We start from the raw sequence: 24,333 nt of genomic DNA, 5'->3' as shown, positions 1-24,333 counted from the left end.
GGCAGCTTTTGTTGCAAATCAGTTCAGGGGCAATCGTCTGAATTGCCCCGGCCTTGCCGGATCATGGAAATGATCCACCGGGCCGTTGTCACAAATATCCGCATGCATCCGTGCCAGGGTTTCCCGGTCCAGTGTAACACCGAGGCCGGGGCCTTCCGGCACCGGGATCACATTGCCGGTCTGCCGGAACGGGCCGCCTTCAATCACGTCGATATACTGCCAACGGAACAAAGACTGGCTGGGTTCATGCATCCATTGAGTGGCGGCGACCATATGCAGATAGGCCGCGGTGCAGATGCCGGTATCCCCGCTATAACACCAAAAGCCGATCCCCATGGCCTCGCAGGCCCCGATAAAGCGCTGCGCCCGTCCGATCCCGCCCAGAACCGCGAAATTGGTCACGATGTTATCCGGCACGCCGCCAAGGGCGACGATCCGCCGGATATCCGGCATATGGGTGGAAAAGGGGATCGATGAATGTTGGCGCAGTTGGGCCATTTCCTCGAAGGTGGCGACCGGGTCCTCATAATTGCGGATGCTATAGGGGGCGATTTCGCGCAGGATATGGCGGGCGGTCGAAAGCGACCATTGCATATTGGAATCCAGCCGGATCATGGCGGATTTGCCCAGCCTCTCCCGGATGGCTTTGACTGTATCGATCTCCAACTCCGGGTCCCCTAAGATCAGTTTGCCCTCAAAAAAGCTGGAGCCATGATCCTCGGCCATCTGCTGGCAATAATCGGCTACCGCCTGCGGGGAATTTTCACCGCCCTTGCCGTCAATTTCAGGGCGGAAAGCGAAATATTCGGTGAAGGGAATTTCCTTGCGGACCGCACCCCCCAGCAGCTTATAGAGGGGCTGGTCCCAGGCCTTGCCCCGGATGTCCCAAAGCGCGATCTCGATCCCGCCAAAGGCTTTCACGACGGATGAATCATCGGTGTTTTGAACGATCTGCCAGGCAGGCACGCATTTTTTCTCGCAGGCGGCGATCTCGATCGGGTCCATGCCAACCAAAACCTCGCCCATGGCGCGGATGGTCTCCACCACATCCACGGAGGGCGCTTCGCCCAGACCGATAATGCCTTGGTCGGTTTCCACCTCAATAATGGTTTTTGACGTTCCCGGGTAATATCCGGCCGTCCACCAGAAAGGGATCTCCAACGGCATATTGACGGGTGTCGCCTTGGTGGCGGTGATCTTCATGGCACTATCCCCCTTCTTTTTACACGAGTGAATCCGGCAGTTCCTGGCGGCGTCTGGCCATGAAGGCACATAAAACCTCGTCGATACCAGGATCCAGGTCGGGCGCCTGATATTCTTCCAGCATCCGTTTCCAGATACGGTTGGCACGTTGGGCGGCATCTAGGGATCCGTCCTGCTGCCATTGTTCGAAACTGTTGGAATCGTTGGTGACCGGATCATAGAAAGCGGTCTTGAAATTGGCCTGGGTATGGGCGCAACCCAGACAATGTTTGCCCGGTCCCACTTCGCGGATCGCATCCATAGCCTGGCCATTTTCCGAAAGGTCCATACCTTCGCTCATCCGTGCCATCATGCCCAGATGATCGGCATCCAGGATCAGTTTTTCCAGCCCGACCGACAGGCCGCCTTCCAGCCAGCCGGCCGATTGCATCATCAGATTGACGCCGCCCATCATAGCCGGGAAAAGGGTATCGGAGCTCTCCTGCAGGGCCTGGGCATCGGGCAGTTTGGAGGCGGTCAACGATCCGCCGCCGCGCCAGGGCACGCCCAGCCTTCGCGCCAGTTGTCCGGCCGCCAGCAGGGCCAGCGCCGGTTCCGGCATGCCAAAGGTGGGCGCGCCGGAACGCATGGACATGGAACTGGTGAAATTGCCCAGGATCACGGGAGCACCCGGCCGGATCAGTTGGGTGAGCGCGATCCCCGGCAGGGCTTCGGCCAGCATCTGGGTCAGGGTTCCAGCTGTTGAGACCGGGCCCATGGCCCCGGACAGGATGAAAGGTGTGATGATCGTGCCCTGGCCGTGGCGGGCATAGACTTTCAGCGCTGCCAGCATGGTGGAATCATAGGTCAGTGGTGAATTCACATTGATGATATTCACCAGACAGCATTTTTCCTCCACGAAACTGTCCCCGAACAGGATCTTGGCCATTTGCACCGAATCCTCGGCCCGGCTGCCTTCGGTGACAGACCCCATGAAGGCTTTGTCGGAAAAGCGGATATGGGAATAAACCATGTCCAGATGGCGTTTGGGTACGGGAATGTCGGTTGGCTCGCACACGGTGCCGCCGGACATATGCAGATAAGGCAGCTGGTAGATCAGTTTCACCAGGTTTCGAAAATCCTCGATGGTGGCATAACGGCGGCCGTTTTCCAGGTCATGGACAAAGGGCGCGCCATAGATCGGCGCAAAAACCGTGTTGCCGCCGCCGATGATGACCGATTTGGCGGGGTTGCGGGCATGCAGGGTGAATTGACCGGGGGCGCTGGCCTGGATGATTTTGCGCAGCATGCCGCGTTCGAACCGGACCCTGGTGCCTTTCACATCGGCACCGGCCTCGCGGAAGATATCCAATACCTCCATGTCTTCCATGAATTCGACACCGGTTTCCTGCAGCACAGTATCGGCATTATCCTCAATGATCTGCAGCGCCTCTTCATCCAGCAGGTTATAAGTCGGGATCCGTCGCCGAACATAGGGGGCGGCAACCGTAACAGATTTCCCGTCGCGGCGGTTTCGGCCTTTTCTGGTGCGCGCTTCGCTCATTTTTCGGTAACTCAAACTCGTTTCAACATGAATGAGTGTATGGTAATTTCTCTGGGAAACGCCGTAACCTGTAAAAATTGTCCTACTTTTAATAAGTTTGAGTCATGTCAAATCTGCGCACACTTCTTCCCTCTGCCAATTCATTATTTGCCTTTGAGGCAGCAGCCAGGTTGTTGAGCTTCACAAATGCGGCCCGGGAACTGAATGTGACCCAGGCAGCGGTCAGCCACGCGATCAAGAGGCTGGAAGAGAATATGCAGGTGCAGCTTTTTCACCGGGAATACCGAAAGATCAGCCTGACTGATGTGGGGGAGAAATTTTATAATGACGTGGCGATCGGGCTCTCCCATATCGAGCGATCGGCCCGCGAGATCCGCCAGGTCCATGGTGGCAGCCATGTGACCTTTTCGATCACCACGGCTTTTGCCGGCTATTGGATGCTGCCCCGCCTGCCAAACTGGCGGCGTGATCATCCGGATGTGGATCTGCGCCTCCAGACCACGGACAAGGATGTGGATCTGGCGGCCGAAGGGATCACCCTTGGCATCCGGCGCGGGGACGGCAACTGGGAAGGCTATGAATCCGCCCTCTTGGCGGAAGAGGAGATTTATCCCGTCTGCTCGCCTGATTTCTTGCGTCATCATCCGGGTCTAAGAGAGCCGGAGGATTTACTCGACAGCCAATTGATCATTTTTGAGGAGGCGTTCCGGTACCGGCCCGGCTGGGCGGAATGGTTGCGGGAGTTCGGCGTGGAGGAGGCACCACCCAAGGAAAGGTTCCCGATCAATGATTATGCGACCACATTGCATGCGGCCATTGATGGTCATGGGGTTGCCATGGGGTGGCATCATCTGACGACGGATTTGGTGAAACAGGGGCGCCTGGTCCGGCCGATCCCCCATACGGTGCGAACGGGCATGGGGTTCTATGTGGTCTGGGTCAAGGGGCGACCCCTGCCAAATGATGCAAAACTGGTACGGGATTGGCTCTTGGAAGAAGCAGGGCGTGCGTAGAAGAATGCTGACATGGCGCTGTCAGCGGTCTCGGTTCGGGATGGGAGTGACGCGCAAAAGGGGAGATATTGATGTCTGAATTGATGCTCTATGGTCCGGGTGTCCTGTTGGTCTATACGGGATTCATGCTGGGGATTATGAGCCCGGGGCCGAATATCCTGGCGGTGATGGGAACATCCATGCAGGTGGGGCGCCGACAGGGATGTGCGCTGGCGTTGGGCGTGGCGACAGGCTCTTTCCTGTGGGGCGGATTGACCGTTTCCGGCCTCTCTGCCGCTCTGGCTGTTTATGCGGATCTGCTTATTGTGATTAAAGTGCTGGGTGGTTTGTTTCTGCTCTGGCTTGCCTACAAGGCGTTTCGTTCCGCTGCACAGCGTTTGGAGATCAAGACGCAGGGGCTTCAGGAAAATGGACTGTTCCGATTTTATATGCGTGGCCTGCTGATCCAGATGACCAACCCCAAGGCAGCATTTTCCTGGATCGCGATCATTTCCCTCGGCATGCAGCCCCAGGCACCCCTTTGGGTCGGGGTTGCGATCATCCTTGGGACGGGGGGCCTGTCGATTGTGGGGCATATGGCATATGCCTATGCCTTTTCCACGGCCCCTATGGTGCGCCTTTATGCCCGGGCGAGGCGGGTGATCCAGGCGGGCTTTGGTCTGTTCTTTACTTTCGCGGGGCTCAAACTGCTCAGCAGCCGCCTGTAGCCTATGGCCAGATGGCAGCGACCCCCAACAAAATCCCCATGCCGACTATGGCCTGGAGAGACACCCCGGTTGCCAGGATGCGTATGACGTGCCGGTCACTTTTTTCCTCGGCAAAGGTATCGTCGCGCAAGAGCCAATAGTAGCTGTCGTTGGGCAGGATTGCGATGAAAGAGCCGAGACAGACCGCAAACACCGCCATGGTCGCATTGACATCGTTTGTCATCACCACGGGGGCCGCGACCGGGGTGACCGCCGCAAAGGTTGCCATGGACGATCCTTGTGCAAGTTTGAAAAGCGCTGTTAGGCCGAACAGCAACAAAAGGGCGGATATACCGCCGCCCGATAACAGAAAACGATCGGGTGATATCTGTCCGGTGAGAACCACACCAAAGGCACTGGCGACGCCGATGACCAATAATAATGCGCCTGTCCGTCGCACGGCGCTGTCCAGACAGGCGCGGCGTTCATCCGCCGGCGTTTGTGCCATAGCCACGGCTGCAGCAGCCAAAAGCGCTCCTTTGGGCATCAATAGGAAATCGACAGGTCCAATCTCCGTCGGTCCTATGATACTGCCCAATATCAACAGCCCGGTCATGATGATGAAGGGGATGAAAGAAACAAGCAATCGCCGGGAATCACCGGAGGCGGTGCGCATGTGGGCCGTCTTTTGAACAAGAGGTTTTTTTAGACGCCCCCAGAATATTCCCGTCGCCAGGATTGGCACCATCAATAACAGGCCGCACAGTAACAACCTTCCCGGTGTGGTCCCGTCATGACCCAAAACGCCGAGTCCGGCCGCCACGATGAGCGGCCCGGCGGGATAGAGCAGTTTGAACCCCGCATACGCCCCATAGGCGACAGCCAGTTTATACCGCCCGGCCGCGGGCGAGAGGGCTGCGTATGCGGTATCGGGGCAAACCATGCCCGCCCCGGCGACCGGCGAGAGAAACATCGCTGTCCGGCCGGCTGTCTCAGAGATGACATGCTGCCGGGCGAGGGCCGCTGCCAGGGTGAAAGAAGGCAACAGGATCAGTGCAAATTCTCCAAGCGCCCGGCCAAAGCCCAAATTGAATTCCGTGATGATCCGTTCCGCCCCCAAACCGGTTCCCAGTCCAACCGCGATGGTTAACAAGACCATCCAAATCACCAGGGGCAGATCGGGAAGGGCGCGGTTTAAACTTGCGGCAGGGGAAGATGTTGTCTGTGTATCCGTCATGACAGCCTGGTTCCAAATTGAGTATAGATCATGATAGAATCGAATTATGATACGTCATAATGAGAAAATATGAGAGTTAGCATGCCTATAACTCATGCCATGCCGCCACTAAGGTCGCTTCAGGTTTTTGAAGCTGCCGCCAGAAACGGCAATTTCACGGCCGCTGGAGACGAGCTTGGGATCACGCAAAGTGGCGTATCGCGGCAGGTATCAGATCTGGAGGCGGTGTTGGGGGTTGCCCTGTTCATCCGGAATGGAGCACGGCTCAAGATCACACCGGCTGGAGAGCGATTGGCTGTGCAACTGGCTGATGTCCTTGCACGAGCCAGGACCGCTGTGGCCGACGCCAGGCGGTCTGATCAGGTGGTGACTTTGTCGATGCTGCCGTCGGTGGCAACCCGGTGGTTTGCGCCGCGTCTTGGGGAATTCCTGGCGGTGAATCCGGAAATAGACCTTCGCATCACGGCGTCACGGCATCTGGTGGATTTCGCTGCGGAAGCTGTTGATGCTGCGATCCGCTACAGTCCCGCGCCTCAGGGGGATCTTCTGGCTGTAAAGCTTGGCGTGGAAATCATTCTGCCGGTTTGTTCACCTGAATATGCGCGTGATCATGACCTGAAAAGGGCAGCGGATTTGAGCCATGTTACGCTCTTGTGCGGTGATCTCCCGGAAGATTGGTCCGCCTGGTTCGAGGCAGCCGGTATCGGAACCGTGCTCCCCGTCGGGCCGCGCCTGGGGGATGATGGTGCCATCCTGCAAGCGGCTGTCGAGCATCAGGGGGTTGCGTTGGGGCGGTCTCTTCTGGTGGCGGAGGATATTGCCGCCGGGCGCTTGGTTGCTCCCTTTGATGTGTTTCTGGAAGCCAGCTATGCCTATTGGTTTGTCCAGCCGGGAAACGTTGCCTCCACACCGGCTACCGAGGCGGTTAAAGCATGGCTGATGGACCAGTTTTCTCTGCAACAGGAGGCGGTTGGACAGTTGTTCGGGTTATGAAATCAACCGCTTGGCCGGCAGGAAAATCCGCACAGACGTACCGACCCCGACCTCACTTTCCAGGGTGATACGGCCGCCATGCATTTCAACCAGGGATTTGACGATCGGCAGGCCAAGCCCGATCCCTTCGTATGAGCGGACAAAGCTGTCTTCAACCTTGCCAAAAGGTTCGAAGACCCGCTCCTGGTTTTCCGGCGCGATTCCGATGCCGTTATCATGAACCTCCAGGCACAGCCCGCCATCCTCCGATCTCGTGGCGGTCAGGGAGATTTTGCCGCCCGGCCGGGTGAATTTGATCGCGTTGGTCAAAAGATTGACCAGGATCTGTTTCACGCGCCGGGCATCGCCCTTGAATTTGGGCAAGTCATCAGGGCAGTCCACGGTCAGGCAAAGGTTGCCCTCTCGAAGCCTGGTGTCGATCATGCCATGGAGAGAATGGATAAGTTCGCTGATGTCCAACTCGCTCTCATCCAACTCCAGTTTGCCAACCTCAATTCTGGAGACATCCAGGATGTCGCTGATAATCTCCAGGAGATAGCTACCGGAGGCATGGATATCGGTGATGTAATTGCGATATCGGTCATTCTCGATCTCGCCAAAGAGGCCATTCTTCATGATGTCGGAAAAGCCGATGATCGCATTCAAAGGTGTGCGCAACTCATGGCTCATATTATTCATGAATTCGGTTTTGCTGCGGTTGGCGATCTCGGCACGTTCCTTGGCCACGCGCAATTCCGCAGTGCGCTCTGCTACGTGCTGCTCCAGAGTCCGGTTAATCTCGACCAGGGCCCGCTCGGCCTCGATTTCCTTGGTGGCATCCGTATCCGTGCCGCGATAACCGATGAATTGGTCATCTTGATCATAAAAGGGTTTGCCGCTGGACCGGATATAGTAGGTCTGGCCGTTGCGGCCTTCCATGGGATAGATGATCCGGAAGGGTTTATGGTTTTCCAGGTCGGTCAGATGGTTTTCCCAGTGATCCCTATCCTGATCCTGGTTGAAATGCCGAACCAGATTGCGCCGGGACTGTCCGATCACATCTTCCTCGGCCACATTCAGTGTTTCGAAATAGCGGCGTGACACGGATGTGAAGACAAAATTCTCATCGGTTTCCCACTGCCAGTCTGACGAGGCTTCGACAAAATCCTTGAAACGGTTTTGCGAGAGAATAAGTTCCGCCTGGGCGCGCTGTTGCTGCTCACTTACGCGCAGAAAGGCATTATGCCATCGTACCAGTTCGGCGATTTCATCCTCACCCTCCGGTTCCAGGCGTGCCGCCGGATCCAGGGTGCCTTTTTCAAAGGCTTCGAAAGCATTGGTGACCTGACGGATCGGGCGCACGACCTGCCGGGAGTACCGGAGTGCGGCGGCAGTGATAATCAGCAGGCACATGCCGAGCAATCCAAGCGTGATGGTGCCGATATTTCGGGCGGATTTATTCAGGGTCGCCACGGGGACAAAATAAGCGATCCGCCAATTGTTGCTGCGCAAATTGGTCATATTGGCCAGGAATTCCTCGCCGGCGATCTCAAAGGAGGCCAACGACTGTTTCCTATCAAGCAATGTCTTGAGCGACGTCGGGGCGAGGGCACCCCGCAATGCCGGGTCAGGGTGGGCGACGAGATACCCATTTTGGTCCATGACAACAAAAAATGATCCCGGCACGTGGTCCGATTGCTTCAGATGATCGGTGAAAACTTCAAGGCTGTAATTGGCAACGATCAGGGCGCGTGGCTCCTGTTCCAGGGTTTCGCGGTTAACCTCCCGGATCAGGCTGCTGGCGCTGATCACGCGTTCCTGGGGTGTGGACAGGTTGATATTGTCGCGCACGCCGGCCCAGTAGATGAACTCATTGCTTTGGGTCGTTTCCCGGATCAACTGGTTGGTAAAGGCCTGCTGGCTTTCCGGTGTGACCAGGCTGTCCCCAACATGAAAATGTGCCCCTTCGATGGTGTAGATATCCAGGGAAAGAACGCCATCCAAATAGAGATAACTGTTGAGGATGTATCCGATACGGGCCTTTGTCGCCAATTGCGTATAGGTGCTGAATTCCTCTTTCTTGAGGCGGATGGCTTCGACGATTTCGCCAACCCCTGAAATGTCGACAATGAGATTCTCCACCTGGGCCAGATAGAGATCAAGCGTGTCACGCCGTCGTTCGACAGTTTCCTGGGCAAATCCGATGGCCTGGTCATGGATGGCCTTGCTGGAAAAATAGTAAGAAGCCCCACCGACGGTGAGTAGTGGCAGAATACCGAACAGCATCAGGTAAAGCACAAATTTCTTGGCAATGCCGGGCCGGAAAATCATGGGGGTCATCGGGGGACCGTCAATTGCTGACCAGAAGGCCGTCCAGCATGATCAGCGCGTCAACATCTTGGCCGTTGATAAGGTCATGGGCGGCCTTGATCCCCATATAGCCCTGCAGGGCTGGCTGTTGATCGATGGTGACCTGCAGGCTTCCCTGTTTGATGGCTTGCCGGGCTTCTTCAATCGCATCGAAGCCGGCGACCAGCACATCCTTGCGATTGGTGCTTTGCAGATATTCGATGACACCCAAAGCCATCATGTCATTGGCGCAAAAAATAAGTGTGATGTCCGGTTCATTCTCGAAAAGGGTTTTGATCAGTTCATTGGCCTCATCAATCATCCAGCGGGCAGATTCACTGGCCACGACGTCGATATTGCTGTTTTCCTCAAAGGCCTGCGTTGCACCGTCACGCCGGTCGAGGGCGTTTTGCGCTTCGCGAATGCCCTCGATAATGACGGCCTTGGAAGGTCCTGTCGCCTGGTCGGCGATAAATTTTGCCGATCGATACGCACTGAGTTTGTTATCGATGCTGATGAAAGGGACATTTTCCAACCCGGCCTTTTGCGAGAAGGCCTGATCCAGGCGATTGTCGAGATTGACGACAATAATACCTTCGTCCTGCGCTTTCTTCAGGGCGGGGATCAAGCCCACGGAATCGGCTGGCGCGATGACGATGGCTTGGATGTTCCCGTCATCAACCAACTGTTCGACAATGCGGATCTGTTGGTTGGCGGATGTTTCCTCTGCGGCCGTGCGGACAATCAACTCAATGCCCAGTTCCTTTTCCGCCTTTCTGGCCCCCTTTTCCATGGAGACAAAAAACGGGTTGGTGAGGGTTTTCATCACCAGCGCGATCCGGGTTTCTTTTTCCGCCTTGCTTTGCTGTTGGGTTTCCTCTTCCGTGCTGCTGTCGTCGCAGCCGCTCAGCCCCAGGGCTACGAGGATCAATAGGCCATGCACCAACTTCTTGAATACCATCTAACTATCCGCCTTAAGCCATGTTCTGCGCATCATTGCAGACGGTTTTTAAGGAATAATTAAAGAGGCTAATGAAATCGGTTGGATTGGCGCTTATTTTTCTCCGGCCAGAAAGGCGCTTAGATCCTTATTGATTGCCTTTGCCGCAATTTCGAGAAACCGCTTCCCATCTTCGGGATTGGCCAGTTCCGATGCGGCGGCCATGCGCCCATCGGGGAAGAGGGCGCGATAGTCGCTGGCATCCGTGAACATGCGTTTGATCGGCGCCGCGTCGCTGGGGGCCATGGATTTGATATGGTCCGGGAACAGATATTGGGTTAGGGCAACCTCCGACGGGGTGGCATGCATGCCTTCCTTGTCGCCATAAAGTTCCTGGGTGAGGTTGACCACATCCTTCATAGCAAACCAATTCGCCAGACGGCAGCGGATCGGGCAGTCAGCACCAGCCAGGCTGTATTCCGCGTAGATTTCCTGGAAGGCGGTCTGGACCGTTGTGATATTGCCGCCATGTCCGTTAACAAAATAGAATTGGTCGAAACCATGTCGGCTCAACGATGTAATGTAATCCACAATGAGGGCAATCAGGGTGGTCGGGCGCAGGGTCATGGAGCCGGTGAAGCCCAGATGATGCTGGGCCATGCCGACCGAAATGGTCGGGCCGACGACGATTTCCCGCTCTGCACCGACTTTATGTGCGATGGCCTCAGCCGTTTGTGCGTCGGTGCCGATCAATCCCATGGGACCATGCTGTTCCTGGGAGCCGATGGGCAGGATGATGGCGGACCTATCCGTCAGATAAGCTTCGACTTCCTGCCAGGTCATCAGGCTCAGTTGCATGGACTTATTCCCCTGTCTATCTGATTCTTGGATCCGGGGCTTCTGCCCGGTTTTGCGGCCTCAGTGTGAGGGCAATAAGATGGCCGGGTCAAGCCCGGCCATGACGTATCTTCCTATCAAATATTGGATAAAAACGTCATCCCCGGGTTTGACCCGGGGATCTTTCGCGATGTTCTCAATCTTCCTTGCCGCCGTTAGCCAGGGACCAGGCTTTGGGGTCTTTCAGGAAGGCCTCGACCTGGTCGGTTGCCTCGGCGCTGAAATATCCTTCCTCACGGGCGCAGGCGAGCACTTCCCACCAGTTGGTTAGGGAATGCAACTTAACGCCATGTTCCTTTTCCAAGGCTTCAATGCCTTCGGGGAAAATGCCATATTCAAATACCACGAAACAATGGCCACATTCCGCACCGGCATCCCGGATGCCCTGTACAAAGCTGACCTTGGAGCCGCCATCGGTGGTCATATCTTCCACCAGGAGGACCCGGTCGCCTTCTTTCACATGGCCCTCGATGCGGGCGTTGCGACCAAAACCTTTCGGTTTCTTGCGGATATAGGCCATGGGCAGCATCAGTTGATCGGCGATCCAGGCGGAAAAGGGAATGCCCGCGGTTTCGCCGCCGGCGACCACATCCAGGCTTTCAAAGCCGACGCGCTCCTCAATCGCTGCGGCACCCATCTGCATCAGGCGACGGCGCGCGCGCGGAAATGCGATCAATTTGCGGCAATCTACGTAAACCGGGCTGGCGCGACCACTGGTCAGGATGAAGGGATCTTCCGGGCGGAACAGCACGGATTGGGTTTCAATCAGAATGCGCGCGGCAATGCGGGCGGGGGTAAGCGCCATGGGGTCTTCTCCAAATCTGGATGCACTGGAATTTCACGCATCATAGGGATTGCGCCGTCCCGCGCAACAATTGTTCGCTGATCATTTGGTCAGGATTTTGGCCCTCTGAACAGATGCCCCTGGGCAAAGGCGTTCAAGGTGCAGGCTGTGACCACCAGGGTGGCGAGGCTCGCCAAAAGCAAAGTTAAGCCCGCCAGCCAGCCGGACAGCAGGCTGCCGGTCTGGTCGTGATAATGGAGGCAGGCCGTCGCCAGGGCCGCTGTCGGATAGGTATAGGCCCACCAGGACATGCCGAAAGGCAGACCAACAAAGCGCCGCCAGCGCGGCAGGACCATGAAGAAGGTAAAGAGCGCCGCACCCAAAAGGAATTTCGCAAACCCGTCCATATAGCCGTGGCCCAGTCTTGTCACCGCAACGCAGGCCAGGGCCGGTGGAGCCGTGAAGATGAAAAGCGAAGGCGCGAGGGAGGGCGAGATCGCACGGCGAAAAAACAGACGGTGCAGCGTGATCGGCATTAACGTGATCCAGAAAATCAATCCGATTGCCAGCATCATCCAGGAAAGATCCTGAAACCCCAGCGGGGCGCCGGTGACCGGGGCCACCAATAATGCAACCGAGGGGACAAACCAGGCAGGGGTGATTTCATGGGGTTTATAGCGGCCATCAATCCATTGATTCAGGATCAATACGGTCAATGCGAGAGTAGCGGCCACGCCGGTCAGCCAGAAAATATCCGAAATGAGGGGCAACTGCGCGCTCAGTATTTCCGCAATCAGGAGCAGACCGAGCGGTGCGGCGGGCAGATAATTGCCGCGCACCGGATGGGTGAGGTCGGCCATGACCAGTTTGGGGTGCCGGCCCAGCTTGAAGCCATAGAGCACCAGCACCGCCAGAGCATAGCCGAGGCCAAATCCGAAGAGCAGTTTGGAGATGATAAAGGGCAAATCCAGGACTTCCGCCGCCTTGCGCCAGGCAAGCCCCGTACCGCACAGGCCAAGAATGCCCGCGAACATGGTGACGGGAAAATAACGGATGGAAGAGACATCGCTGCCTCGGCTGGATCGCATGGGTTTTTTCGCTTCTGCGGAATCCCGTGCCACATCACTTTGTGATGTCATGTCTTTTTTATTCATGTCAAATACTGTCAGGGTAATCGCACAAAGATGCGATTAGTAATTCAATGGGTAATATTCCAACATAGAATATAAAAAAAGCCAAACATTCATTCGATGTCTGGCTTTTTACTTGTCTTTTCTTGGTTAGCTGGTGCGGGGGCGCAGATGCGCATGATAGCGTTTTTCCAGCATCCTGAAAATCCGTGTAATCCCAAAAACCAGGATCATGTAGAGGATCGCGCAGGGGATAAAGCCCTCAAATGACACATAATACCGTGAATTGATGGTCTTGGCCGCCCCAAAGATGTCGATGATTGGCAGGACGCCGAGAATAACCGAGCCATGCAGCATGAAGATCACTTCATTGGAATAGGCCGGCAGCGAGATTCGAAGCGCGCTGGGCAGGATGATCCGGCGCATCCGTTTAAAGGGTGACATGCCGCAGGCCTTCGCCGCCTCGATCTCGCCATGGGGAACCGCTTCAATCGCACCGCGGAAGATCTCCGTGGTGTAGGCGGCGGTATTCAAGGTGAAGGCGATCAATGCACACCAGGTGGCTTCCCGCAGCATTGGCCACATGAAACTGTCTTTGACGAAATCAAACTGTGGCAAGCCGTAATAGAGCAGGTATGTCTGCACCAACAGCGGTGTGCCGCGGAAGAAATAGGTAAAGGACCAGACCATCGGGTTGAAGATGGGATGGCGGTTTGCCCGGGCGATGGCCAGGGGAATGGAAAGCACGCCGCCGATCAGCAAGGAGAGGCTTACAAACATCAAGGTGAGGGAGATGCCCTCCAGCCAGAATTTCCAGTTGCCGTCGCCTAGGATCAGCGTGAAATATTCGATGATGAATTCCATGGATCAGGCCCTCCGCACGCCGACATTGTAGCGCCGTTCAACTAAGCCTAGGGCGGTTTGGGAGGCGGCCGTCATGATCAGGTAGATGATCAGAACCACAAACATGAAGGTGAAAAGCTGGCGGGTGGACCGGCCGGCGGTAAAGGCTTCATAAACCAGGTCCTTCTGGCCGATGACCGAAACAAGGGCTGTTGTTTTCAGCAGGACCAGCCAGTTATTGGTAAAGCTGGGCAATGCCAGGCGCACCAGATGGGGCCAGATAATGCGTCGGAAAATCAGGCTTTTGGACATGCCGCAGGCGATGCCTGCCTCGATCTGGCCGCGCGGAATGGCAAGGATGGCGCCTCGGAAGGTCTCGGTCATATAGGCCCCGATCACAAAGCCGATGGTCACAAAGCCCGCAACAAATGTATTGATCTCGATATAGCCCCAGAGCCCGGTATAGTCGCCAACAAAATTTAGCAGCCTTTGCAGGCCAAAATAGATCAGCATCATCAACACCAGATCAGGAACACCCCGGATCAAGGTCGTATAGCTGTTGGCCACCCGGGAGCCGATTGGCGAAGACGAAAGCTTGCCCCAGGCTGCAATAAGCCCAAGGCTCATGGAAACCATCAAGGAGCAGATCGCCAGAAAGATTGTGACACCCGTCCCTCTTAAGATGGCAGGGCTGTAATCAATGACTGTTTCCATGGTCCAGACCGGATTAATGATAAAACAAATGAATGAAGAAATAAAAATGGGGCGGAGGTTAGGCCTCCGCCCCGATCCACAGGCTTAGCCGCCGTAGATATCGAAGTCGAAATACTTCATGTTGATTTTTTCATAGGTGCCATCGGCACGGATTTCCTGGATTGCCTTGGTGAAGGCATCGCGCAGCTCTTCTTCGCCCTTGCGTACAGCAACGCCGGCACCGTCACCGAAATATTTCGGATCGGAATGATCGCCGCCGAAGAAGGCAAAGCCTTTGCCGGCATCAGTTTTCAGGAAACCGCCGTCAACGGCCAGGCTGTCCACCAGAATGGCGTCCAGGCGGCCGGCTTCGATGTCCAGATAGGCTTCTTCTGCGGTGCCATAGGGTTTGACGTCCGCATCCGGATATACAGCCAGCAGATAGTCATGCTGGATGGTGCCGCGCTGAACGCCAACGGTCTTGCCGGCCAGGCCTTCGTTGGTGTCAGCCCAGTCAACGCCTTCTTTTGCGACGAACCGGGACGGGGTGTTGTAGTATTTTTCGGAGAAATCGACTTTCTTCTTACGCTCTTCCGTGATGGACATGGAGGCGATGATTGCGTCATATTTCTTGTTCAGCAGGTTCGGAATGATGCCGTCCCAGTCCTGTTCGACCAGTTCGCATTTCTTGCCCATTTTCTCACAAAGCGCCATGGCGATGTCGACGTCGAAGCCGACCAGGGTGCCATCAGCGGTCTTTTCGGAGAACGGAGGATAAGCGCCCTCGACCCCGATTTTGAGCATGTGGCCGTCCGCCATGGCGGAGGAAGCGGCAAAAGTCATTGCCAGGCCTGCAGCGGCCATGGTGATCTTCTTGAACATTGGGTTCTCTCCCTTCGATACCGGTCCGGCCACCCCACCGGACCTGATTATTCATTGTTGGGTGGATCAGTCCCTTGTACGGGCCAGGAACTGACGGAACCGCTCCGACTTCGGATTGGTGAAAACTTCGGATGGCGGGCCTTGTTCCTCAATGCGGCCCTGATGCAGGAAAATCACATCGGAGCTGACATCGCGGGCAAAACCCATCTCATGGGTAACGACAATCATGGTCCGGCCTTCTTCGGCCAGGCCGCGCATGACACCCAGCACCTCGCCGACCAATTCGGGATCCAGTGCGGATGTGGGTTCATCAAACAACATCACATCCGGGTCCATGGCGAGCGCACGGGCAATGGCTGCGCGCTGTTGCTGGCCGCCGGACATATGGGCAGGGTAATAATGCTGGCGCTCATAGATGCCCACCTTGTGCATCAATGCTTCCGCCTTTTCGATGGCCTCGGCCTTGGAAAGGCCCAGCACATGAACCGGCGCCTCAATGATATTTTCCAGAACTGTCATATGGGACCAGAGATTGAAGCTCTGGAACACCATCGCCAGTTTGGACCGGATCCGCTCCACCTGTTTCTGATCGGCGGGCTTGGGTTCGCCAACGCGGTCCGTGGTCATGTTGATGACCTCGTTATTGACCGTCACGGTTCCCGAATTGGGCATTTCCAACAGATTGATACAGCGCAGGAAAGTGCTCTTGCCCGAGCCGGAAGAGCCCAGCATGGAAACCACATCACCTTTGCGGGCGGTCAGGGAAACGCCTTTCAATACCTCGATATTGCCGAAATTCTTATGAAGATCTTCCACCTTCAGCATGGTGGAATTGTCAGCAGATGCCAAACTCTTATGCTCCCCTGTATGGTCCCGTCCTTGATACCGCGGGCGTTGCCCGGAATATTGGACATTTTGGCCGCCTGCTGCAAGAACAAAGCCGTGGCATGGCGGCGGATTGCAGCGGTTGTTGTTCGATTTGCCGGATAGAGTGACCACAGCCAATCCTGACTCGTCAAGCCAGAATAAGAAGCGCTTGTCAGCCGATCCCTGTTCTATTCGTTTTAATGGGCCGGTTTCTCAAATGATTATCGGCCTCATCTTTTATGACAAACTGCCATATTGGCGTTGGCAGATGTTTTCAAAATCCTGGTGAGTGTGGCATATCCTACCGAACATCGGCCGATGACAGCAGAATCAGCTGATGCGATCCAACGCTCTATCATTGGTGGAATTCACTACGGGAAACTGTGTTAAATGGCGAAAACAATAAAGCTGGACCGGATTGATATCAACATCATCAAGACTCTGCAGCGGGAGGGGCGGATCACCAATCAGGCGCTGGCGGATCATGTCGGCTTATCCCCCAGTCCCTGTCTGCAGCGATTGCGCCGGTTGGAAGAGGCAGGTGTGATCAGCGGTTATATGGCCCAGATTGCCCTTGGGCGCATATGCCCGCGTGTCACTGTCATCGGTACAGTGACATTAAGTGATCACGATTATGAGGATTTTCAGGCTTTTGAGGCGATTGTCAACGAAACGCCTGAGATCGTCGAATGTTCCAAGGTAAGCGGCGCATTTGATTATCTTCTACGCTTTGAATGTCCGACGGTAGAGCATTATCATGAATTGAGCGATCAGATGCTTGCGCGAACCAAGGGGTTGTTCCGGATCAGCAGTCATGTTGTTTTGGCCCATACCAAGGAATTCGCAGGGTATCCGCTGGATCGCCTGGTCAGCGAAGACTGAATAGTAAAAACCACGACTGCATATTTTTACTCCGATACGCTCGTCGAGCGTCTCTTCGTTGCTTGGAATCTAAGTAATTCCACAGTGAATCCCATAAAAACAACAAGTAAAAAATGTTGAAAAAAGATTGCCTACTGACTCTTGCGTCGGTTACGGTAATAAATGCAGTAATTTGTTTGGTGCGATGTCTGGGGGCAGCGAAGGATTCTCAACTAAATCAAGCCTGCTCCTGGCATCATTTTTAGGTCCGGATACGGATTAGGAATGACGATATTGGCGCGATTTCTGCGGCAAACCGCCGTTGTACCCGTAAAGCGGGGACAGCGAACGGTGATGCTTGTGCCGATAATGGGGCTGCTGGCCGGCGGGGATGCGGCCTGGGCCACTTCCATTGAAGAAGCTGTCCGGACGGCATTGCAAACGAACCCGGATGTCGGGATTGTCGCGGAAAACCAGCGTGCCGTCGGGTATGAATTGGAGCAGGCCAGGGCAGGATACCGGCCTAGCGTCGATGTCACATCTTCCACCGGCTATCAATGGACCAATGACACCACGACCCGTGCCGCCGCAGATCAAAATGACGGTAAGCGATATGTCGGGCTGCCGCGGTATGAAATGGGCCTGACGCTCTCGCAAATGCTGTTTGATGGCTATGCAACGGATTCTGCGGTCGCCCGCCAGCAAAGCCGCCTGGTGTCTGCCTCCCGCCGGGTCCGGGAAACCTCTGGTCAGATCGGCCTGGATGCCATCGAGGCCTATCTCGAAGCGCTGCGCCAGCGGGAGTTGACCGAGCTGGCGGAGGTGAATGTCTCGCTAAATGAACGCAATGTGTCCTTGGTTGAACGAAAGGCGCAAGGTGGTGCGGCCACCGTTGCCGATGTGCAGCAAGCCCGTTCCAGGCTGGCATCCGCCCAGGCAACCCTGCAGGAGGCACAGTCACGCCTTCGCGATGCCGATACCACTTATTCCCGCATCGTTGGTGAGCGGCCCAAGGGCATTGTCCGACCGGACCCGCCGGCCTGGGCACTGCCGAAGAATTTGGAAGCGGCCATTGGACTGGTTTTGAGCAATAATCCAAGCATCTCGGTGACCAAGGCAGATCTGGATACGGCGCTGCAGGATTATCGGGGCACCAATAGCAGCTTTTGGCCGACACTCAGCTTTGAATTGGCGGGCAATGCAAGCCGGAACGTGGATGGTACACGGGGCGGTGATTATGATGCCTCTGCTTTGCTGACGATGAATTATAACCTCTATAATGGCGGCGCGGATATCAATCGGCGCAACGAATTCATTGCACGCATTGCCGAGGCCCGCCAGCGTTACAACAGGGTTTTGCGGGTCTCGGAAGAAGAGATGCGGCTGGCTTGGAATGCTTTGGACAGTGCGCGCGAACGTGCTGCCGTCCAGCAGCGGGAAGTCGACGCCAATGCAACCGTCAGCGAAACATATCGGCGGCAGTTTGATCTGGGCGGACGCAACCTACTTGAGTTGCTGGATGCCGAAAACGAGCTGTTCTTGTCCAAGGGGAACCTTGTCACGACCCAATATCTCGAGATCTTCGCGGTTTATCGGATCCTCAGCCAATGTGGCATCCTGCTCAGCGTGTTGAATGTGGAGCCGGTGGCTGAGGCTGATGTGCCGCTGGATCCTATCACGCCTGTATCGGTTGATCCTTCTTTGCGACCGGAGCCGGGTGGTGAGGTCGAGGGACTGCTGGATCCGGATGCGGATATCCTGGATCCAAATGCCGAAATTCTTGATCCGGGTGCTGACATTCTTGACCCCAATGCCGAGTTTCTTGATCCCAATGCGGATCTGCTCGGTCCGGAAAATGATGTTTTGGACCCTGGTGCGGACCTTCTGGATCCGAATGCCGAGATTCTGGACCCTGACGCGGACCTTCTTGATCCTGAATTGGATCTGTTGAGTCCGGAAAGCGAAATTCTTGATCCGGACGCATTTTTGGATGAAGGGGAGGGGGACCTGATTGACCCGTCCGTTCCCGGATTGAATGCTCCGGCGCCTGCTTCCAATCCGGTGGCGCCTGTCCAGCCGGAGCTGGAAATTCTCGACCCCAATCAGGATATGCTGCCGCCGGAGGCGTCTTTGATCCGTCCGGACCAATCCCTGGCCGGTGCCGCTTTCACCTCGGCCCAATCGTCACCCTACAGTTTGGGGGCTGTCCAGCCGATCGCCCCCTATGGACTAGAGCAGCCCAAGCCATTGCCTGTTCGCGCTTCAGGGGCTGATGCCTCAGAGGGGGGCCGACCGACAATTTTAACGGTCCGGGCCGAATTACCCTATGGGATGTTTCAGGAATTGCCAGATTTCGAGGTCATTGGCGAAGACCCATCCTGATTAGGGCATTTGTTTAACAGCTTGCGTGTAGCCGTTTCCTGTGAACACAGGACCTAACCTTTTGCCTGTATATATAAAATAATTCTAAAATATACTTAAAATTTTATGAAATTATTGTGTTGTTTGTAGGGGGGATATGCTATCCATCACCTTGTCGAACCCGAAGCCCCTGTTTTGCTCAATGATTAAGCTGACCAGTTGATGGGCTCCGGATAACGGATTGTTACCGCGTGATGGTTGATACCAAAGACATTGATACGTCCCTGGAGACGATGCCGCCAAGGGAAGCGCCTTTCGAAATCGGGACGGAAAACCGTGCCGAATTGGAGGCGCGTACTATTTTTGTTGATCGGCCGGAAGCAGGCGCGCAGGACCGCTATCTGATCGCGCCCGGCCAGCCTTTGAAGCTCGGTTTCAATCTGGAGGAAGCTGAGATAACGCAGACTGAGAATGATATCATTCTGCAGTTTGCCGATGGTTCCCGGATTATTTTCAGCTCCATGATTGATGCTGCCTTCTCCGATCAGCCCCCTGTCTTGCTGTTGCCGGATGGCAATCTCATGACAGCGGATCAGCTTCTCGAGGATTTCGGGATCATCGATGCATTGGCGGAAGTGTTGGAAGGGGTCGAGACGGAAGCCGGTGAAGGCTATGCCGCACCGGTCACCAATTATGCCGATACGCTGAAATTCGGTGAAGGGGGCTTTGATCTGGGTGGCGGTTTTCCGGTCAACGAGCTGGCCGGCGGCCGTGGTTTGCCTCTGCCGGGGGCGCTGCCGCGGGAATTTGAGCCGTTGGGACGGGTGCCCAACCTGCCGGATGACGGTGGTAGCCTTCCGGACCTGCCGGAGGGAGATCCCAATGATGGTGATGATCTGCCGGTCATAACCGGTGAAATGTTGGCGGCTGTGATGGAAGATCTGCAACTGACCGATAGTCATCAATTAACGGTCAGTGGCTCAAATCTTTTCCAGCCCGGAACGATTGACGGCAGTTATGGCAGCTTCACGATCGGCGCCGACGGGGCGTGGTCTTATGATCTGGATAATGATCTGCTGACGGTACAGCAGCTCAAGCAGGGTGAAACTGTCACAGAGACCTTTCAGGTCCGGGTTGCAGGGGCCGCGGTGACGGAAACGGTGGAGGTCACCATCACCGGAACCAATGATGCGCCGGAAGTATCCAGCATCCATTTAACCGGTCAGGAAGATCATTCCCTGATCATCGCGGAGGCGCAAATCCTGGCCTCAGCCAACGATATTGATGGCGATGGACTATCGATTGACAATCTGGCAACGGATAGCGGGACCCTCACAGATAACGGTGATGGCACCTGGACTTTCACACCAGGACAGGATTTTAGCGGCACTGTCAATCTAACCTATGAGATCACGGACGGGATCGCCCGGACGGCTGGTGCCAGTGATATTGTCGTTTCTGGTATTGCCGACCAACCTGATTTGGTAGCGCAACTGGGTGAAGGCACAACGATTGAGGGGGGAACGGATTCGCTCTCGATCAACCAGGGCAATTTTGCCTCGGGCAGCGGTTATACGGTGTTGGGCCGGATTGTTGATGCCGATGGTACCCTGAGTGATCCCTCGGCGGATCATGTGGCCGCCCATGGGGGTGGTTTTGCGACCAGCGGGCCCAATGCTGGCGACGACGGCCAGTTGGGATACAGCCTTGATCATAACCTGTCCGAGCAGTTGCAGATTAACTTCGATCATTTGGTTTCGGATGCCATTGTGTCAGTTGCCCAACTGAATTTGAACGTAGCCGGATATGGTACCCACGAAATGGCGCATTTTGAGCTGTATCGTGATGGGCTTCTGGTGGGCAGCGGTGATTTCTACGGCAATATCAACGGTGAGCGTTCCAGGGTGTTAACGGCTGATGATGGGCAGGGCTTTGATCAGATCGTCTTTTCCGCTTGGGGAACCTATTACAACGGCCAGGTGGGTGTCGATGACGCCAGTGATTATGTGATCACCGACATTCAGGCCAGCCTCCTTGATCCCTGGGCTGGCGGCACCGGTTATCCGCTTGAGATTGAGGCCGCGCTGACGGATCTGGATGGATCCGAGGAACTGACGTTTCAACTGGAGGGCTTGCCGGAAGGGGTGGCACTTTCTGCCGGCACCCGGAATGCAGATGGCAGCTGGTCGCTGGGACCTAATGACCTGGACGGGCTTGAGCTTCGGGTTCAACCGGGTGTGACCGATGATTTTGACCTGACCGTTAAGGCGATGGCTTCGGAAGATGGCACCACAGCCAGCCGGGAAGTCACTTTGGAGGTGGATCTCAATGTGGCCCCGACCGTTTCTGGTGATCTTTCCTTCGAAACGGCTGAGGATAACAGTATCATCCTCGACAGTGATACATTGTTGTCCATCATCTCCGATGCGGATGGGGATACGTTGCTGGTTGAAAATCTGGCGGTGAGCAGCGGATCAATCACCGATAATGGGGATGGGACCTGGACCTATACCCCGGATGCGGATTTTAGCGGCAATGTTCATCTGACCTATGATGTGACCGATGGCCGCGAGACCGTATCGGCCGGCGGCAATATTGAGGTCAATCCCGTTGCCGATGCCCCGCTTGTTACGTTGTCGGTTGGGATGCCGAGCGACATTTCGATTGATCCTGTCTCTGTGACGATCACCCAGAACAACTATTTGGCGACCGACGCGGGTTTCGAAGTGCTGGGCAGAATTGTCACGCCGGATGGCACGCTCAGCGATGCCAGTGCAGATCATCTGAACCCTGAGCGCAATGGTTTTGCGCCCGAGGGCAGCAATGCCGGGCCGGACGGACAATTGGGTTATGACCTAGGCCATGATGTCTCTGAGGAATTGCTGGTCAATTTTGATCAGGCGGTTGCAGCCGCGGCGGTGACCATTGGCCGACTGTTCCAGAATGAGGGCGGCCGGGGTGGCCATGAAGCCGGCAGTTATGAATTGTTCCGTGAGGGGGCGCCGGTCGGCGGCGGTGAATTCTCAGGCGGCAAAGGCAACCGGGCAGAACTGGATCTGCGCGCGGATGACGGCAACGGTTTTGATCAGATTATATTCCGGGCCAGTGGTACCTATTCCAACGGCACGGTCCAAGGCAATGACACCAGTGATTATGTGGTCGAACGGGTGGAAGCGACCCTTCTCGATCCGATGGACGGCGGGCTTTCCTATCCGATCGACCTGATGGTGGGGCTCACGGATCTTGACGGTTCTGAGAGCCTTGGCGCGATTGTCATCGGCGGGTTGCCGGAAGGGGCCGCCTTGTCGGCCGGCAGCCAGAATGCTGATGGCAGTTGGACCGTGACGGAGGATGACCTGGGGGGCTTGCGGTTGAATGTGCCCGCAACCATCGATCAGGATTTCGAGCTGACTGTTTCCGCAACATCCCATGATGGAGACAGTCAGGCGGTTGGCGCTGCCACCATCTGGATTGATTTGACACCGGATAATATTGTCGAGGGCACGGACGGGGATGATTTGTTGTCTGGCGGCAACGGCAATGATTGGATCATGGGGTCTGGTGATGCCGGTTCGATCGAATTGGGGGACAAGGGTGAGGCTTCTTTTGTCAATGGGCTGACCCTGACCTATCCGGGCGCATCCGCAGGCTACAGCAACACGGTCGGCTATTACCTGATGAATGAAGCAGGTGAGCCGGTTGTCGGCGAAGTCATCTGGGCAAACCTGCATCAGACCCCGATTGGATCGGTGGCGACGATTGCCCTGGACGGGGTTGACCCGGCGCGGATCGGCTTTTTCCTGGTGCCTAACGGGGGGCGGAAGAATAAGGGCCTGGAAGATGGAGATGACGTCGGTTTTGCCGAGAATAACAAAGGCCAGTGGGAGGTAACCCATGACGGCGTTCCCCTGAAAGGCACGGGCAATCCGGCTTATTTCTCCGGCGGGTCCGAAATGAATCCGGATGGCATCATCCACGCGCGGATCGGTGACGATGGCAGGATAGGATTCGAAGATCTTAAAGGTGGCGGAGACCTTGATTTCAATGATGCCGTTCTGGATGTGGATTACGATACCTCCCTTTCCCAAATCGTCGGCGGGGATCAGCTCTGGGGCGGTGAGGTCGGGGGCCGTGAGCTATCCGTGACCGAGCGCCTGGCGGAACGGGGTGAAGCCAGTGTGGGGCAGGTGTCTGTCGATGGTGTTGACACGGCCATTGAATCCCACGGCGTTTTGACGGATGGCGGATTGCCGGCGGGGCAGGTTCTGAGCCTTTTTAACCAGGGCGGCAGTGAGAGTTTCCGTATCCGCTGGGACGCCGGCAGTGATGATATCTTCACCTGGGAGGCAGGATCGCGTGACGTCACGGTCGCCCCAGGAGAACAGCTATACCTGTTGTTGGATGGCCATGGCGCGGGGGCGGTCTATCAGCTGGAACAGCCGGACGGCAACGGCGGCTGGCAGCCGGTAGCCTCCGCGACCGGTGCACAGGGGTATGACAGCCAACTGGATGACATTGAAATCACGGTCCCGGGAGATGGGGAACAGGATGTCTTCTTCTTCCGGGAAGGCGATGGTGTGGATACGATCCATGATTTTGAGCTGGGTATCGATCAATTGGTGATCAGCGGTTATGACCGTGAGGATATGACATTCATTGCTGACGGCCAGGACACCATCATCAAGCTTGGTGATGACGGTGAAGCGATCAAGTTGATCGGTGTGGATGCCAGTGAGCTCGGCCAAGACGGCAACATCGCCAATTTTGATGCGGACAGTGATGATAATGGAACCTTGAATGCGGATGAATTGCTATCGCTGCGCGATGACCTTTTTGACGGTGCCACAGCGGCGCCTGCCCCGCAGGATGCGGGGATCGTGCTGGTGGCACCCAGCGAGCCAGATTTGAAATTGAGTGAGAATTCCGACGAGCAACCTGTCTAAACTGCCCCTCAGACCAGACCGTTCGTCGGTAGGTGGCGGCTCCCTCGGGGGCCGCCACAGTTTTTTTAAGGGCGGAGAGCCTGTATTATTATTTCAACAGCTTTTCTTTGTTTTACTTTGGCTTATTGC

The 24,333-nt window shown here is 55.9% G+C and carries 18 protein-coding genes; 6 read left to right on the top strand and 12 right to left on the bottom strand.

Annotated features, from left to right (window positions below; translation table 11 throughout):
* Nucleotides 1-18: 18 nt before the first annotated feature.
* Together DFP90_RS15375 and DFP90_RS15370 are read right to left on the bottom strand one after the other, a co-directional pair.
* A complete protein-coding gene (locus DFP90_RS15375) occupies nucleotides 19-1,203 on the bottom strand; it encodes a mandelate racemase/muconate lactonizing enzyme family protein (RefSeq protein WP_115937391.1) in 1,185 nt (394 codons plus the stop codon).
* A 19-nt stretch (nucleotides 1,204-1,222) separates the two neighbouring features.
* Complete coding sequence (locus tag DFP90_RS15370; RefSeq protein WP_115937390.1) at nucleotides 1,223-2,746, bottom strand: trimethylamine methyltransferase family protein; 1,524 nt, start codon at nucleotides 2,744-2,746, stop codon at nucleotides 1,223-1,225.
* A 104-nt stretch (nucleotides 2,747-2,850) separates the two neighbouring features.
* Here DFP90_RS15370 and DFP90_RS15365 point away from each other — a divergent pair, with 104 nt between their 5' ends.
* Nucleotides 2,851-3,759 carry a LysR substrate-binding domain-containing protein gene (locus DFP90_RS15365; protein ID WP_115937389.1) on the top strand — a complete coding sequence of 303 codons (909 nt, stop codon included), beginning with the start codon at nucleotides 2,851-2,853 and terminating at the stop codon, nucleotides 3,757-3,759.
* 71 nt (nucleotides 3,760-3,830) lie between these two features.
* On the top strand, nucleotides 3,831-4,466 hold the full coding sequence (locus tag DFP90_RS15360) for a LysE family translocator (RefSeq protein ID WP_115937388.1): 636 nt from the start codon (nucleotides 3,831-3,833) through the stop codon (nucleotides 4,464-4,466).
* A gap of 1 nt (nucleotide 4,467) precedes the next feature.
* On the opposite strand, the gene DFP90_RS15355 is transcribed toward DFP90_RS15360, so the two are convergent.
* Nucleotides 4,468-5,682, bottom strand: a complete 1,215-nt coding sequence (locus DFP90_RS15355) for a GntT/GntP/DsdX family permease (RefSeq protein WP_115937387.1) — start codon at nucleotides 5,680-5,682, stop codon at nucleotides 4,468-4,470.
* An 81-nt stretch (nucleotides 5,683-5,763) separates the two neighbouring features.
* Between DFP90_RS15355 and DFP90_RS15350 the strand changes: the two genes are divergently transcribed.
* A complete protein-coding gene (locus tag DFP90_RS15350; protein ID WP_181905387.1) occupies nucleotides 5,764-6,675 on the top strand; it encodes a LysR substrate-binding domain-containing protein in 912 nt (303 codons plus the stop codon).
* Here the strand turns inward: DFP90_RS15350 and DFP90_RS15345 are convergent.
* From DFP90_RS15345 to DFP90_RS15305, 9 genes are all read right to left on the bottom strand, one after another.
* Complete coding sequence (locus DFP90_RS15345; RefSeq protein ID WP_115937385.1) at nucleotides 6,670-8,994, bottom strand: sensor histidine kinase; 2,325 nt, start codon at nucleotides 8,992-8,994, stop codon at nucleotides 6,670-6,672. The genes DFP90_RS15350 and DFP90_RS15345 overlap by 6 nt on opposite strands.
* A 10-nt stretch (nucleotides 8,995-9,004) precedes the next feature.
* Nucleotides 9,005-9,964: a substrate-binding domain-containing protein gene (locus tag DFP90_RS15340; RefSeq protein ID WP_115937384.1), complete on the bottom strand. Its 960-nt coding sequence runs from the start codon at nucleotides 9,962-9,964 to the stop codon at nucleotides 9,005-9,007.
* A 93-nt stretch (nucleotides 9,965-10,057) separates the two neighbouring features.
* Nucleotides 10,058-10,801: a creatininase family protein gene (locus tag DFP90_RS15335; protein ID WP_115937383.1), complete on the bottom strand. Its 744-nt coding sequence runs from the start codon at nucleotides 10,799-10,801 to the stop codon at nucleotides 10,058-10,060.
* Nucleotides 10,802-10,976: 175 nt separating this feature from the next.
* The gene (locus tag DFP90_RS15330) at nucleotides 10,977-11,645 is read right to left on the bottom strand and encodes an orotate phosphoribosyltransferase (protein ID WP_115937382.1); all 669 of its coding nucleotides are present in this window, start codon (nucleotides 11,643-11,645) and stop codon (nucleotides 10,977-10,979) included.
* Nucleotides 11,646-11,734: 89 nt separating this feature from the next.
* Nucleotides 11,735-12,763: an SLAC1 anion channel family protein gene (locus DFP90_RS15325; RefSeq protein WP_181905386.1), complete on the bottom strand. Its 1,029-nt coding sequence runs from the start codon at nucleotides 12,761-12,763 to the stop codon at nucleotides 11,735-11,737.
* 141 nt (nucleotides 12,764-12,904) lie between these two features.
* Nucleotides 12,905-13,618, bottom strand: coding sequence for an ABC transporter permease (locus DFP90_RS15320; protein WP_115937380.1), 714 nt, complete (start codon nucleotides 13,616-13,618; stop codon nucleotides 12,905-12,907).
* Between the two features lie 3 nt (nucleotides 13,619-13,621).
* Nucleotides 13,622-14,311 carry an ABC transporter permease gene (locus DFP90_RS15315; protein WP_115937379.1) on the bottom strand — a complete coding sequence of 230 codons (690 nt, stop codon included), beginning with the start codon at nucleotides 14,309-14,311 and terminating at the stop codon, nucleotides 13,622-13,624.
* Between the two features lie 84 nt (nucleotides 14,312-14,395).
* The gene (locus DFP90_RS15310) at nucleotides 14,396-15,172 is read right to left on the bottom strand and encodes an ABC transporter substrate-binding protein (protein ID WP_115937378.1); all 777 of its coding nucleotides are present in this window, start codon (nucleotides 15,170-15,172) and stop codon (nucleotides 14,396-14,398) included.
* A gap of 66 nt (nucleotides 15,173-15,238) precedes the next feature.
* Nucleotides 15,239-15,997, bottom strand: a complete 759-nt coding sequence (locus tag DFP90_RS15305) for an ABC transporter ATP-binding protein (RefSeq protein WP_115937447.1) — start codon at nucleotides 15,995-15,997, stop codon at nucleotides 15,239-15,241.
* A gap of 432 nt (nucleotides 15,998-16,429) precedes the next feature.
* Here DFP90_RS15305 and DFP90_RS15300 point away from each other — a divergent pair, with 432 nt between their 5' ends.
* From DFP90_RS15300 to DFP90_RS15290, 3 genes are all read left to right on the top strand, one after another.
* Nucleotides 16,430-16,921: an Lrp/AsnC family transcriptional regulator gene (locus DFP90_RS15300; RefSeq protein WP_115937377.1), complete on the top strand. Its 492-nt coding sequence runs from the start codon at nucleotides 16,430-16,432 to the stop codon at nucleotides 16,919-16,921.
* A gap of 333 nt (nucleotides 16,922-17,254) precedes the next feature.
* Nucleotides 17,255-19,282, top strand: coding sequence for a TolC family outer membrane protein (locus DFP90_RS15295; RefSeq protein ID WP_181905385.1), 2,028 nt, complete (start codon nucleotides 17,255-17,257; stop codon nucleotides 19,280-19,282).
* A 233-nt stretch (nucleotides 19,283-19,515) separates the two neighbouring features.
* Nucleotides 19,516-24,204 carry a cadherin-like domain-containing protein gene (locus DFP90_RS15290; RefSeq protein ID WP_115937375.1) on the top strand — a complete coding sequence of 1,563 codons (4,689 nt, stop codon included), beginning with the start codon at nucleotides 19,516-19,518 and terminating at the stop codon, nucleotides 24,202-24,204.
* Nucleotides 24,205-24,333: the final 129 nt, after the last annotated feature.

It is taken from the genome of Aestuariispira insulae (assembly GCF_003385955.1).
In the GTDB taxonomy this organism is placed as follows: domain Bacteria; phylum Pseudomonadota; class Alphaproteobacteria; order UBA8366; family Aestuariispiraceae; genus Aestuariispira; species Aestuariispira insulae.
This window is presented reverse-complemented; position numbering and strand designations above follow the sequence as displayed.